Below are 13,045 nucleotides of genomic sequence, written 5' to 3' on the forward strand. Positions count from 1 at the left end.
GACAGATTTATATCAATAATTAATTTTTATATTATTTTTTGATAAATTTTGATTATATTGATTAATTTAGATATTGAATAAAATAGTTAAAATTAGGCCAAGATTGGGATTTGAACCCAAGTATCGTGGTTTGCAGCCACGCACCTCGCCTCTCGGTCATCTTGGCATGAGAAATTCCCTTAATATATATCTATTTTCAGGTATTTACTTATAGTGCATTGTTAACGATTGTTATATATATAGTTTTCTACAGTTTAAAATGAATAATCTTAAAATAATAAAATATTAATTTATATTTACTTAGCCTATCCATTAAGTCCAGATTTAATAAAAAAATTAAATTATGTAGTGGATTCTGGAATTAGTAATCCATAAAAGGAATTATAAGAAAATTAGGAAACATCTTTATCATTGTGCTTATGTAGAATATAATCTATTGGTTAGAGCCAGGAGTATGAGCGAAACATTTATAAATAAAAAAATATAACAATTGTTATATTGTAGTATATTCTACAAACCCTATAACAAAAGAGTTTGTTTCCACTTAAAATGTATGAGAAATGCTTTAATTAATTAAAAGGAAAAAGGAAAATATTGCAAAATAGTAAATAGGAGTAGAAAAATGACAAATAATGAAAAAAAAGAATACGGATTAAGTACCCTGGGTCTGCATGTAGGTCAGGAAGAACCAGATCCTGCTACAGGATCCCGGGCAGTACCTCTCTATCAAACATCTTCTTATGTTTTTGAAGATACCGACCATGCTGCAGATTTATTTGCACTTAAACAATTTGGGAATATCTACACCCGGATTATGAATCCTACCACAGATGTTTTTGAAAAAAGAATGGCAGCAATTGAAGGTGGAACTTCTGCTTTAGCAGTATCCTCAGGACAGGCCGCCAATACCTATGCACTTTTAAATCTCTCTCTACCTGGAGATGAAATAGTATCTGCCAACAACCTGTATGGTGGAACCTATCAATTATTCAATTATACCTTCCCGGAACTGGGTAGGAAGGTAAAATTCGTAGATTCTACTGATTTAGATGCTTTTAAAAATGCCATAACTCCTAAAACCAAAGCAATATTTGCTGAATCCATTGGAAATCCTAAACTGGATGTTCCAGATTACAAAGCCATTGCAGAGATTGCACATGAGGCAGGGATTCCCTTTGTGGTGGATAATACCACCGGTGTGGGTCTGGTTAGACCTATTGAACACGGGGCAGATATAAGTGTTTTATCTGCCACTAAATTTATTGGAGGACACGGTACCTCTATTGGAGGAGTAATTGTAGATTCAGGTAATTTTGACTGGAGTAATGGTAAATTCCCCGGATTTACAAATCCTGATCCCAGTTATCATGGATTAAAATACTGGGAAACATTTGGAGATTTTCCAGGAGTGGGTAATATTGCCTACACTATTCGGGCCAGAGTAAGGTTATTAAGGGACATGGGGGCGGCTTTAAGTCCATTTAATAGTTTCCTTTTCCTGCAGGGTCTGGAAACACTGGATTTAAGGGTTCAAAAACACTCAGAGAACGCTTTTGAAGTGGCTAATTTCTTGAAAAATCATCCTGCAGTAAATTGGGTTACCTATCCTGGATTTGAAGATGACCCTGCCCACAAATTAGCTTCCAAATACTTGAAGGGAGGATACGGTGCCATTATAGGCTTTGGTATTAAAGGAGGTCTGGAAGCCGGGAAAAAATTCATAGAAAGCGTTCAGTTATTATCCCACCTGGCCAATATAGGGGATGCTAAAAGTCTGGTTATTCATCCTGCTTCCACCACTCACCAGCAGTTGACCCCGGAAGAGCAAAAAACCACCGGAGTAACCCCGGACTTTATAAGGTTATCCATTGGACTGGAAAATGTGGAAGATATAATTGCGGATATCAACCAGGCCTTAAATAAGATTTAAGGATGAGAATCTAAATAGATTTATAAAGGATTAGCCAGATAATGGTTATGATAATATAACTATTGTGATAAAAAATGAAAAAAGAATCTGTAGGACTGGTGGAAACTAAATACTTCCAGATAGATGGATATCTAAATTTGGAAGGGGGAGAATCATTACCCTCAGTTACCCTGGCCTATGAAACCTATGGTAAGTTAAATAAGGAAAAAAATAATGTCATCCTGGTTTGCCATGCCCTTACCGGAGATGCCCATGTGGCCGGATGGTTAGAAGGCCAACCTAAACCGGGATGGTGGGATATTATTGTAGGACCGGGTAAATGTCTGGATACTGAAAAATACTTTATAATCTGCTCCAATGTCCTGGGAGGATGTAAGGGTTCTACTGGCCCGGCCTCTATAAATCCTGAAACTGGAAAAGAGTATGGATTGGATTTTCCTGTAATCACCATTAAAGATATGGTGAATGCTCAAAAAGCCCTTATAGATTCTATGGAAATAGATAATATATTCGCCGTTATCGGGGGATCAATGGGTGGGATGCAGGTATTGGAATGGGCAGTTTCCTATCCAGATATGGTCAGAATGGCCATACCTATTGCTACTGCAGCCCATTCTTCACCACAACAAATTGCATTTAATGAAGTGGGAAGAAGAGCCATTATCTCTGATCCAGACTGGGAAAATGGATCTTATTATCACAAAAATCCTCCTAAAAAAGGCCTTAGTCTGGCTCGTATGATAGGCCATATAACCTATCTTTCCTCAGAATCCATGTTAGAGAAATTCGGCCGTAATTTACAGGATAAAGAAGAATACAGTTTTGATTTCGACCTGGAATTTGAAGTGGAAAGTTACCTCCACTACCAGGGAGAATCATTTGTAAAGAGATTTGATGCCAACTCCTACCTCTACATTACCCGGGCCGTGGATTATTTTGACCTCAAGAGTAATGGTTCTCTGGTGGAAGGTTTAAAGAATGTGAAATCCAAGTTTCTGGTTATATCAGTGGATTCCGACTGGTTATATACTCCTCAGGAGTCCAAAGAAATAGTAATGGCCTTAAGTAGTAATGAAGTTGATGTAAATTACACCGAAATTAAATCACCCTATGGCCATGATGCCTTTTTACTGGAAGCAGGCCAGCTTAACTATATCATAGGAAATTTCTTAAGCGATACCCTGGTACAGGATGTTATGGCTCAAGAAATAGCACTAATTAGTGAAAAAACTACTATTGAAGACGCAGCTAATCTAATGATGGATTGTAAGGTAACTCATTTGCCGGTGGTTGATTCTCAGAAAAAATTAATTGGCATAGTTACTGCCTGGGATATATCTAAATCTGTGGCCTTAAAATGCAGTACCTTAGAACAGATTATGACCAGGGAAGTGGTGGTTTCATATCCAGATGAACCTATAGAAAAAGCCGCAGCTAAAATGAAAGCACATAATATATCATCCCTCCCGGTGGTGGACTTAGAAAATAAAATTAAAGGCATAGTTACCACCGACCATATCAGTACCCTGATAACCAAATATTAAAGGGTGCTTATAAATTATTTTTTTAAAAAAAAATATAGTTCAGCAGGACAATATATTAATTGTTGAAGTCTTATCGTATAACCATTGTAATTGAAATTCATGTTAATTAAATGGAGGTAAATTAAATGATTTACTTGGATCACTCTGCAACTTCACCGGTAAATCCAGAAGTTTTAAAAGCTATGGAACCCTTTTTTTCCCAGGAATTTGGTAATGCATCCACCTTTTATTCTCTGGGTAGAACCGCCCGGCAGGCTATGGAAGCTGCCCGGGAGAATGTGGCTTCTCTTATTGGGGCCAGTCCTCAGGAAATAATTTTCACCAGTGGTGGTACTGAATCAGATAACATGGCCATTAAGGGGACTGCCTATAAATGGAAAAATAAGGGAAAGCATATCATCACCAGTGCAATTGAGCATCCGGCAGTAGAAGAAACCTGTCGCTACCTGGAAAAACAGGGCTTTGAAGTTACCTATCTTCCTGTTTATGAAGAGGGAATAGTAAGAATAGAGGATGTTCTGGCTGCTATCAGGGAAGATACCATTCTTATTACCATTATGCATGCCAATAATGAAATAGGTACCATCCAGCCTATAGCCGAAATCGGTGAGATTGCCCGAAAAAAAGGAATCATATTCCATAGTGATGCGGTACAAACCGTGGGTAAGATACCGGTGGATGTGAAAAAATTGAATGTTGATTTATTATCCATCTCCGCCCATAAATTATATGGTCCTAAAGGTATCGGGGCCTTATATGTAAAAAAAGGTGTTTTCTTAGAACCCCTGATTCATGGTGGGGGCCATGAAAGGGCGCTCCGGCCTGGTACGGAAAACGTTCCAGGAATTGTAGGCCTGGGTAAGGCCTGTGAAATAGCCCTTAAAAATCTAAAAAAAGATCAAGAATATGTAACCCGACTAAGGAACCAGTTAATTGCAGGAATTTTAGAGAATCTGGAAGAATCATATCTTAATGGTGATCCCGATAAAAGACTGCCTAATAATGCTCATTTACGTTTCAATGGTATTGAAGGCGAGTCACTTGTTTTACACCTTGATGCAAAGGGTATTGCTGCTTCTACCGGTTCTGCCTGTTCTTCCAAGAAACTGGAACCATCCCATGTGCTGATGGCTTTAGGACTGGAAAAAGTGGAGGCCCATGGATCTCTTCGTTTAAGTCTGGGTACTGAAAACACCCCGGAAGATATTGAATATACTATTAAGTCCATTAAAGAGGCAGTTACTACTTTAAGAAACTTATCTCCTCTGTGGAATCAATAATTTAAATGGTGAAAAAAAATGTATACTGAAAAAGTTATGGACCATTTTTCCAATCCCCGTAATGTGGGAGAAATACCTGATGCTGATGGTGAGGGAACCGTAGGTAATCCTACCTGTGGAGATTTAATGACCATCTATATCAAGGTAAAAGACAATGTGATTGAGGATATTAAATTTAAAACCTTTGGTTGTGGAGCAGCCATTGCCACCAGCAGTATGGTAACAGAAATGGCCATGGGAAAAACTATTGAAGAAGCACTAAAAATCACCCGGGACGATGTGGCTGATGCCCTGGAGGGTTTACCTCCGGTTAAAATGCATTGTTCTAATTTAGCAGCCGATGCCCTGGAAGCAGCCATAGAAGATTACAAGAAAAAACAAAAAGAAAAGGAGTAGACAATTCATTAAATATTTAATGAATTCTACTTAATTTTAATTGATTATTACTAAAGTCATAACCTGTTTTTAAATTGATTTCCCATCCCGACAGTAGTATCCCAATGGTTTATTTTCCATCAAGTTATTTTCCTGGAATACCTCACAGTCCATACATTTACACTCTTCATGGTAATATAAATCATCACATGAAGTTTTTCCACTGGCGCAGTATAATCCTGGAACGTCAGATGGTTGAACTGGAATGGCACTATCAATATCTTCTGCCATTTTTTCCTGTATAATTTTCATTTTACCTTTAACACAGGAACTGTCTTTTTGTACTCCACATATTTTGCACAGGCATTTATTCACATTTTCCATATTAAATTCTACTTTCCCCATAATTATCCCCTCCTGATATTTAATAAATATGTTTTAATTAGGTATTAAATTGATTTATTAAAGTGATAAGCAGGTTTTAAAGGTATTTATATATAAAATAAGATTTCAAGGTACCGCAAAATAAAAAAAATAAAGAATTTAATAGTAAAAATAATAAAAAATAATTAAATTTCAAGTTTTTTAATTTCCACCGGCATTTTACTGTTTGTACAGTATTCATAGAGGTGACCACAACCACTGCATCTTATAACTCCCACTGATCCCTGGGGAATGTGTGGAATGTAAAATGCATCTTCACTTGATTCTGGATTCCTTTTATGGGATATATTCTTATCCTGACAACCGCATTCTGGACATTTTTTATTTAGTTCCTCAAATTTCATATAATATGACCCCTTTTTTTTTAGTAAATATCCCGAGGGGAAAAACCCCCCCCCCCCTAATTAGTTCGCTATATGGCGAATTTATTATATTTTAATAAAGGCATTATATAAATTTTTTGGATATGTTCAAAATTAAGATTAATCTAAAAGGACTTTTATTTCATCACCAATTTTTACCTGGCCCCCCCTGATAACTCGGGCAAATATTCCCTCAGTGGGCATCACGCAGTCCCCCACCTGATGATATATGGCACATGGATTGTGACAGATTTTACCCTTCTGAGTAACCTCCAGTATAGCAGTAGCACCTATTTTTAATCTATTCCCAATAGATAGTGCACTTAAATCAATATTTTGCGTGGTTAAATTCTCTCCAAAGTCTCCGGCTTTAACTTCCAGGCCTTTATCTTTCATTTTATCAATGCTCTTTTGGGAGAGTAAAGATACCTGGCGGTGGTAAGTAGTGGAGGCATGGGCATCATTTAAGAGTCCATAATTATCCACCAGTAAGCCTTTATTAACATTATTTTTTCTGGTCTGCTTTTTAAGGGATAGGCAGACGGCAGTTATATGTCCCATATTAATCACTAAAATAAAATTAAAAAAATAAGTAAATAATTATATTATTTACTGGCCTTTACTGCATCTTTAGATGCTTTAAAATCACTCTTATTTTTAAGAATTTCCAGGGCTAGTTCTGCTACTCGATCTCCAGATAAGAGCATACCTCCAAAGGTGGGTCCCATACGTGGTTGTCCATAGGCGGTGGCCACAGCCATTCCCGTAACCAGCAGTCCCGGGTATACTTCCTGGGTATTTTCCACAATGGCATCTTCTGATTTTTCCACCCACATGGACTGGTATCCTGGTGTTTTTAAAAGACCTCTCTCTTCTAAGGAATTAACCACTACTGCGTCATGTCCAGTGGCATCTATAACCAGTTTTGATTCTATGGCTACGGGATCCACACAGGTTATAGCCCGGGGTAGGGCCGAAACAGGGGTCCAGTTCATAACTATGCCTGAAACCCGATCATCTCTTAAAACCACATCATCAAATTTGGTCATATTTATGATTTTAACACCAGCATCACAGGCACTGGCAATTAACTTGGAACAGGCATGAGGTCCGTCTGCTACATAAAGTCCTTCTTTAAATTGGGTGTAAGGTACTCCGATTTCATCTAAAACTTTTTGTCCCGGGGCACGGACGGTGAGTTTGTTCATCAGGTATCCACCAATCCAGAATCCTCCCCCCAGATAATTGTTACTTTCAATTATTAAGGTTTTTACTCCAGATTCAGCCAGTTTTTTAGCTGCATAAAGACCACTGGGGCCTCCACCTACTATTATAACATCACTTTCAATGTATTCTATTAATTCGTCGGCAAATTCTGAGACGATTGCCTTAGTTACATCTTTTTCAGATGCACTGGAAAATATTGCCATTATTTTTTACCTCCAAATATATTTTTTTTGATTTTTAATGAATGGGATACAAGAATTTATACTTCTATCTGGGTAATGGTGGAATACACCTCACGGAGTGAAGATTCCATTTCAATCTCCTCCTGAACTTCCAAAACTTTTTCTAGTATAGCATTGGTTTCTGGATAACGGGGAGCGGCTTTACATCCACTATCAGGTAAGGTGGAAATCTCAAAAGTACCTATCTTCTCACCAATTGCTGAAATCTCCAGTTTATCAAGACCTATCAGGGGGCTGAGTAAAGGGAGGGGGGAAGAATATCTGGTGGCCAGAATATTAGGAAGGGTCTGGGAAGCTACCTGACCTAAACTACTACCATCAACTATGGCCAGAGCTCCTTCAATTTTGGCCAGCATCCCGGCCACCTGGTACATTCCACTTTTGCATAGTACACAGGTCATTCTTTCTGGTGCTTCTTCTTGGCATTTTTTAAGGAATGGTCCATATTTAACCTGATAAAGTTTTAATTGGGAGCCAGAAGCATATTCTTTTAATTTTTTAACTATTTTAATAACTTTTTGTGAAGGTTCAGTAAATGGTGCATTGTTGAAATTTAAAATGGTGACCTCACATCCCCTTTTCATCATGAGGTAAGTGGCCACAGGTGAATCTATACCACCTGATACTAAGGATATGACTTTTCCCTGGGTACCAACAGGTAAACCCCCTGGGCCCTGGATTTTTTCATGATAGATAAAAGTTTTATCTCCTCGTACTTCTACAAAAATTTCAAAATCAGGATTGGTTAAATCCACCGGGGATTTGGTAATCCCATATACCACTGATCCGCAGTAGGCTGCTATTTCCTGGCTGGTGAAATCATGTTCACCGACTCTACGAGCCCGGATTGCAAATGAATCTTCGCCTGAAAATATCTTTTTTTCAACCAGGTAATGTACATAAATTTGCAGTGTTTTTTTGATTTCATCTTTTTGGGATGTGGTTTCTACTGCGGGAGAATAGGAAACAATGCCAAAAATTTTAGGTATTTTTTGGAGTGCTTTTTCCAGATTAGCACTATATAATAAAAATCTACCTCCATCATTAATAATTTTACAATCCAGAGAGGCTTTAATATTATAGATAAGTCTATTTTCAAACCTTCTCCTTACAGGAGGACTTTTTACACCAATCTCTCCATATCTTAGCAATAATAATTCATAATCCATTTAATCTCCTCAAAAAGATTTAATTAATTTATCCACCGTAAATTACCTGAATGATTTTTATTTTATCCCCTGGATTTAATATGGTGTTTTCCAGAGCAATATGGCTATTTTTTTTAACTATCACCGTTAAGGGATTTAACTGGAGGTTATCCAGAAGTTCCTTAACTGTGAGGCTTTTTTTAAAAGTTAGGATAGCATCCTGAAATTCGACTTCCATGTAAAGTTCCCTGGTACCTTTAAGCATCTTTGAGACCGGATTTTCATTAACAATTGTTATATGACTATTGTTATATAAAGATTTTCATGGTGTTAATGAATAAAAAAATGATAATAAGGCTCCAGGGCCACATTTTTAATATTAATTAATTTTTCCACTGGCACCTGTTTATTCCAAGGCTAGGGATAAGTCTTCAATTAAATCATCCTGATCTTCTAATCCAATTGAAAGCCGGATTAACTTATCACTTATCCCTGCTTTTTTACGTGCCAGAGGAGTCATGGAAGCATGGCTCATGGTAGCAGCATGTTCCACCAAAGAATCAGCACCACCTAATGACTCCGCCAGAGAAAATATCTTCAGTTTATTTAAGAATGGCTTCACCTCATTTTTTAAATTAAAAGATACCACTCCCCCAAATCCTTTCATTTGTCTTCGGGCAATATCATGCCCGGGATGGGAAGATAATCCGGGATAGAATACTTCTTCAGTCCGGGGATGATCATCTAAAAATTCCGCCACTGCCTGGGCAGCGGCAGCATGCTGTTTCATTCGCAAAGGCAATGTTTTAAGACCTCTTAAAATCAACCAGGAATCAAAAGGCGGTGCATTAGTACCCAGTCCATTTAATAAGAAATGAATATCCTCAGATAGCTCAGGGGATGTGGTAATGACTGCTCCTCCTATAACATCACTGTGTCCATTAAGGTATTTAGTGGTGGAGTGCACCACCAGGTCAATGCCCCATTCAATTGGTTTTAGAAAGTAGGGAGTGGCAAAGGTGTTATCAGCCACCGTTAAAATATCCTGGTTACTTTCCTGGGCCACCTGGGAAACCATTTCCAAATCAGTGATATTTAAAAGGGGATTGGAAGGTGTTTCACTCCAAATCATTCTAGTGTTGGGTTTTATTGCATCTCTAAGAACATCCTCATTATCAAGTCGCACGAAAGTGAAGTCAATACCAAACTTAGGCAGGATTTCCGCAAATAAACGATATGTACCTCCGTATATATCATCACAGGAAACCACGTGATCTCCTGCTTTTAAAAGATGGAGAGTGGTGGAGATAGCAGACATTCCACTGGAAAAAGCAAAGCCATCATGGCCTCCTTCTAAAATGGCCAGGGCACTTTCCAGGCTACTGCGAGTAGGGTTACTGGTACGGGAATAGTCATGTTCTTTGGGTTGTTTATAATCATCAAATACGAAAGTGGAAGTCTGATAAATAGGGGTTGAAATAGCCCCGGTAACAGGATCCGGTTTTCGGCCAGCATGTACTGATTTTGTTTTAAATCTCATAATAATTCCTCATATTAACTAATTCTTTGTAATATAACTGTTGTTATAATACTATATATAACAATCGTTAATTAAGATGGGGTGCTATAAAAAAATTTCTATAAAAATAGTAATTTATGGGTTTTTATTTTATATCACTGGAGATTTAAAAAAAAAAAAAAATTATTGTTGATCAGCTGATCCGTCTCGACAATGGAATGAACTGGAAAAACCATAGCTAGATGGAACTGAACATTCACTGCAATCGCAATTAACAACATCCTTTAAGCAATCTCTAGCATCGCCTACAGAACAAAATACACCTAAAGTACCTTCTTCCATACACTTAGTATATGAAGAACAGGAACTGCAGATGCATTTTAGCATGGTTTCCTCATTCTTAGGTATTTTGGACATAAAACACCTCCTGCCTATAATATATAACTATCGTGATATTTATAACTATGGATAATATTATATCAAATAAAATATTTTAAAAAAAAATTATTTCCGGGCCCTGGCTACCTTACGAGCAATAACCAGTTCCCCAATAGCTATTAAACCTACAAAGAATTTTTCCAACCCACCTGTAGCCCATATGGCTTCTCCAAAGGTTGAATCCTTTATTCTCTGTTCATATTCCTGTGGTTTTATCCGGTGGCCGGTTCTACGCCGGGTGATGATTGCCGCGGCTTCCATGAGTTCATCCCAGCTGACCCCTTTTAGCTCCTGTTCCATGGCCTCGAATATCTTGGCTACCTTTATTTCATAGAGATGGGAGAGGTTATCCACAATATCATAGGTGCGCACCAGACCCACCACCACATCATTATCACCTAAAACCGGCATACTTACTAATTTATGCTGTGAGGTCTCCAGTACCGCCATCCGGGCCGGGTCATCCTCATGGATATGGATTACCGATTCCTTGCTATGCATTACATCAGCAACTGTTTTAAGATTCTCCCTTAATCCACGGGTAACATCCAGGGAAGTAATCCAACCCACCAGTACCATGTTCTCATCAACCACAGGAGTGGTGAATTTACGGCTTTTTTCCATTTCAAGGGAAACCTGCACCAGCTCCTGATCCGGGGACACACTAATAAAATCCTTATCCATAATCTCTTTAACTTTCATGGGATAACCTCTCAAGTTTTAAAGCACTCACAGGACATTTGGTAGAACAAACCTCACATAGAATACATTTATCTTTATCCAGCACAATTTTTTCATCATCATCCAGTTTTATGGCGCCGGTGGGGCAGCTTTCTTCACACATCTGACACTCTACACAGGCTTTTTGATCAATATCCAGTCTCCTAGTTTCTTTTACTGGTCCCAGAAATCGTTCCAGGCTAATAGCATCAGCCTCGCATACATTTGCACAGGCCCCACACCCTACACATAAATCCTGATTAATAAGGGCCGTCTGGTCATCTTCTACCGTAATGGCCTGGGTGGGACAGAACTTTTTACAGGTACCGCAGGATATGCATTTATCAGGGTTTACTTCAATATTTTCACACCTAATAACCCGGTGAGGTATCTTAAGGTCTTTTAATTCATATTCCACCTGATCATTCACATGGGCCCGGCTTTCCACCACTCTTATACATCGAACCGGACAACTTTGAGCACATATCTCACATTTGACACAGTTATTCAATATTTTAGCAGGTTTTATAGAATCTGATTCTGCAATGGCATCCACCGGACACTCCTGGGCACATAGATTACATCTAACACATCTAGAAGAGATGGTTATGAATTTATCCATCACCGTGCAGGGCTCTATTTCCACTGAAAAGTCCTCCAGATTATCCTCCAGATCAGCTGATTTTAAGGCAACTTCCTTATGGAGGTCCTCAATCTTCTTTTTAAAAGTTACATCCATCTTCCAACCTCTTTTTAGGTATACTTTTTTAAAATTTATCCAATGAATTCCCCATAAATTTGAATAAAGGTTAGTTAATTTTATTTATATTATGCAAGTTTATACTTAGTTCTAATTTAATGGTGTTATTATTTATCATCATATACTTAAAAATTTTCAAATATGGAATTATCCGGAAGTCCGCTGGTGGCCCCTTCACTCTGGATACACCGGGAGGCAATTAAATTACCACTACGGCAGGATTCTTTTAAGGAGAAATGATTAAGGTGAGCATATAAAAAACCGGTATTGAAAGCATCCCCTGCACCGGTACTATCCCTGCATTCCACCTGAAATGGTGGAAGGTCCACTTCATCTTCTCCATTAGTAGCATAAACCCCTTCTGCCCCTCTTTTTACCACCACAATTTCTAAACCCTCTTTTTGTAATTCTACTGCAGATTCCTGATAAGAAGAAGAACCGGTGAGTACCTGTAATTCTATTTCATTAATTAAAAGTATATCTGTGCGTTCTATTATTTTTTTTAGTTTTTTTAGACCTTTTTCCACATAGATACGTCCTGGATCAAAACTTAAAATCAAATCATCCTCCAGTTCACCTACCAGTTTTAACTGGGTCTTAAATGAATCCCCTACAAAAGAAGTAAGGTGCAGAACCTGGCTCTGATTTACATATTCCAGGTCAATATCTCTGATGAGGATATCATCATTGACTCCCGGATCAACATAGAGGGCTCTCTGGCCTTTAAGATCAATAAAACCCATAACCCGGCCACTTCTACCATGAGATGATAGGAGTAAATGGGAAGTATCCACATTTTCTTTTATGAGATTGCTTTTAAGGATTTTACCCGGATCATCCCGGGCAACTTTACCTATGTATCCTGTTTTAAGGCCTAATTTAGATAAACCAATTATGGTGTTGGCTGCTGATCCTCCACAGGATGTGGTGACATTTTTAATAAAAGTTTCCTCATCAGCACCGGCCAGATAATCGACCTGATGCAGGAGGTCCATATTCAAAGCTCCAAAACCCACCACCTGTGGTTTTCCAGTTTTAAAATTTTTGGATTTCATT

Annotated in this window: 15 protein-coding genes and 1 tRNA gene; 4 read left to right on the top strand and 12 right to left on the bottom strand. The window is 38.1% G+C overall.

Translation table 11 applies throughout. From position 1 onward, the window contains the following. Positions 1–95 precede the first annotated feature (95 nt). Positions 96–166 (bottom strand) — tRNA-Cys (locus HYG87_RS01450). A 456-nt stretch (positions 167–622) separates the two neighbouring features. Between HYG87_RS01450 and HYG87_RS01455 the strand changes: the two genes are divergently transcribed. The 4 genes from HYG87_RS01455 to nifU all read left to right on the top strand — a co-directional run bounded on the left by HYG87_RS01455 (position 623) and on the right by nifU (position 5,150). Beyond that, positions 623–1,930, top strand: a complete 1,308-nt coding sequence (locus HYG87_RS01455; RefSeq protein WP_211533466.1) for an O-acetylhomoserine aminocarboxypropyltransferase/cysteine synthase family protein — start codon at positions 623–625, stop codon at positions 1,928–1,930. A gap of 74 nt (positions 1,931–2,004) precedes the next feature. After that, complete coding sequence (gene metX, locus HYG87_RS01460) at positions 2,005–3,474, top strand: homoserine O-acetyltransferase MetX (RefSeq protein WP_211533467.1); 1,470 nt, start codon at positions 2,005–2,007, stop codon at positions 3,472–3,474. Positions 3,475–3,602: 128 nt separating this feature from the next. Then, positions 3,603–4,754, top strand: coding sequence for a cysteine desulfurase NifS (nifS, locus tag HYG87_RS01465; protein ID WP_320055123.1), 1,152 nt, complete (start codon positions 3,603–3,605; stop codon positions 4,752–4,754). Between the two features lie 18 nt (positions 4,755–4,772). Further along, positions 4,773–5,150 (top strand): Fe-S cluster assembly scaffold protein NifU, encoded by a 378-nt coding sequence (gene nifU, locus HYG87_RS01470; protein WP_211533469.1) that lies wholly within the window; start codon positions 4,773–4,775, stop codon positions 5,148–5,150. 69 nt (positions 5,151–5,219) lie between these two features. Here the strand turns inward: nifU and HYG87_RS01475 are convergent, their stop codons facing one another. From HYG87_RS01475 to HYG87_RS01525, 11 genes are all read right to left on the bottom strand, one after another. Further along, positions 5,220–5,534: a DUF2769 domain-containing protein gene (locus HYG87_RS01475; protein ID WP_211533470.1), complete on the bottom strand. Its 315-nt coding sequence runs from the start codon at positions 5,532–5,534 to the stop codon at positions 5,220–5,222. A gap of 164 nt (positions 5,535–5,698) precedes the next feature. Further along, positions 5,699–5,917 (bottom strand): TIGR04165 family Cys-rich peptide, encoded by a 219-nt coding sequence (locus HYG87_RS01480; RefSeq protein ID WP_211533471.1) that lies wholly within the window; start codon positions 5,915–5,917, stop codon positions 5,699–5,701. 138 nt (positions 5,918–6,055) lie between these two features. Further along, positions 6,056–6,496, bottom strand: coding sequence for an MOSC domain-containing protein (locus HYG87_RS01485; RefSeq protein ID WP_211533472.1), 441 nt, complete (start codon positions 6,494–6,496; stop codon positions 6,056–6,058). A 44-nt stretch (positions 6,497–6,540) separates the two neighbouring features. After that, positions 6,541–7,365, bottom strand: coding sequence for a sulfide-dependent adenosine diphosphate thiazole synthase (locus tag HYG87_RS01490; protein ID WP_211533473.1), 825 nt, complete (start codon positions 7,363–7,365; stop codon positions 6,541–6,543). 56 nt (positions 7,366–7,421) lie between these two features. After that, positions 7,422–8,573 (bottom strand): tRNA uracil 4-sulfurtransferase ThiI, encoded by a 1,152-nt coding sequence (gene thiI / locus HYG87_RS01495; RefSeq protein WP_211533474.1) that lies wholly within the window; start codon positions 8,571–8,573, stop codon positions 7,422–7,424. Positions 8,574–8,601: 28 nt separating this feature from the next. Beyond that, on the bottom strand, positions 8,602–8,790 hold the full coding sequence (gene thiS, locus HYG87_RS01500; protein WP_211533475.1) for a sulfur carrier protein ThiS: 189 nt from the start codon (positions 8,788–8,790) through the stop codon (positions 8,602–8,604). A 168-nt stretch (positions 8,791–8,958) separates the two neighbouring features. Next, positions 8,959–10,092, bottom strand: coding sequence for a trans-sulfuration enzyme family protein (locus HYG87_RS01505; protein ID WP_211533476.1), 1,134 nt, complete (start codon positions 10,090–10,092; stop codon positions 8,959–8,961). 162 nt (positions 10,093–10,254) lie between these two features. Further along, the gene (locus HYG87_RS01510; RefSeq protein WP_211533477.1) at positions 10,255–10,488 is read right to left on the bottom strand and encodes a DUF2769 domain-containing protein; all 234 of its coding nucleotides are present in this window, start codon (positions 10,486–10,488) and stop codon (positions 10,255–10,257) included. 87 nt (positions 10,489–10,575) lie between these two features. Then, positions 10,576–11,211: a CBS domain-containing protein gene (locus tag HYG87_RS01515; protein WP_211533478.1), complete on the bottom strand. Its 636-nt coding sequence runs from the start codon at positions 11,209–11,211 to the stop codon at positions 10,576–10,578. Further along, complete coding sequence (locus tag HYG87_RS01520; protein ID WP_211533479.1) at positions 11,201–11,968, bottom strand: 4Fe-4S binding protein; 768 nt, start codon at positions 11,966–11,968, stop codon at positions 11,201–11,203. Before HYG87_RS01520 ends, HYG87_RS01515 begins: the two co-directional genes overlap by 11 nt. Before the next feature lie 146 nt (positions 11,969–12,114). Beyond that, the gene (locus HYG87_RS01525; protein ID WP_211533480.1) at positions 12,115–13,044 is read right to left on the bottom strand and encodes a carbohydrate kinase family protein; all 930 of its coding nucleotides are present in this window, start codon (positions 13,042–13,044) and stop codon (positions 12,115–12,117) included. Between the last annotated feature and the right edge of the window lies 1 nt (position 13,045).

The sequence above is a fragment of the Methanobacterium alkalithermotolerans genome (assembly GCF_018141185.1).
GTDB lineage: Archaea > Methanobacteriota > Methanobacteria > Methanobacteriales > Methanobacteriaceae > Methanobacterium_F > Methanobacterium_F alkalithermotolerans.

Excerpts from the sequence above, each read along its gene's own strand:
- metX (WP_211533467.1), top strand. The coding sequence starts at position 2,005 with ATGAAAAAAGAATCTGTAGGACTGGTGGAAACTAAATACTTCCAGATA.
- HYG87_RS01480 (WP_211533471.1), bottom strand. The coding sequence starts at position 5,917 with ATGAAATTTGAGGAACTAAATAAAAAATGTCCAGAATGCGGTTGTCAG.
- thiI (WP_211533474.1), bottom strand. The coding sequence starts at position 8,573 with ATGGATTATGAATTATTATTGCTAAGATATGGAGAGATTGGTGTAAAA.
- HYG87_RS01515 (WP_211533478.1), bottom strand. The coding sequence starts at position 11,211 with ATGAAAGTTAAAGAGATTATGGATAAGGATTTTATTAGTGTGTCCCCG.
- HYG87_RS01510 (WP_211533477.1), bottom strand. The coding sequence starts at position 10,488 with ATGTCCAAAATACCTAAGAATGAGGAAACCATGCTAAAATGCATCTGC.
- HYG87_RS01485 (WP_211533472.1), bottom strand. The coding sequence starts at position 6,496 with ATGGGACATATAACTGCCGTCTGCCTATCCCTTAAAAAGCAGACCAGA.
- thiS (WP_211533475.1), bottom strand. The coding sequence starts at position 8,790 with ATGGAAGTCGAATTTCAGGATGCTATCCTAACTTTTAAAAAAAGCCTC.
- HYG87_RS01525 (WP_211533480.1), bottom strand. The coding sequence starts at position 13,044 with ATGAAATCCAAAAATTTTAAAACTGGAAAACCACAGGTGGTGGGTTTT.
- HYG87_RS01490 (WP_211533473.1), bottom strand. The coding sequence starts at position 7,365 with ATGGCAATATTTTCCAGTGCATCTGAAAAAGATGTAACTAAGGCAATC.
- HYG87_RS01455 (WP_211533466.1), top strand. The coding sequence starts at position 623 with ATGACAAATAATGAAAAAAAAGAATACGGATTAAGTACCCTGGGTCTG.
- HYG87_RS01505 (WP_211533476.1), bottom strand. The coding sequence starts at position 10,092 with ATGAGATTTAAAACAAAATCAGTACATGCTGGCCGAAAACCGGATCCT.
- HYG87_RS01475 (WP_211533470.1), bottom strand. The coding sequence starts at position 5,534 with ATGGGGAAAGTAGAATTTAATATGGAAAATGTGAATAAATGCCTGTGC.
- HYG87_RS01520 (WP_211533479.1), bottom strand. The coding sequence starts at position 11,968 with ATGGATGTAACTTTTAAAAAGAAGATTGAGGACCTCCATAAGGAAGTT.
- nifU (WP_211533469.1), top strand. The coding sequence starts at position 4,773 with ATGTATACTGAAAAAGTTATGGACCATTTTTCCAATCCCCGTAATGTG.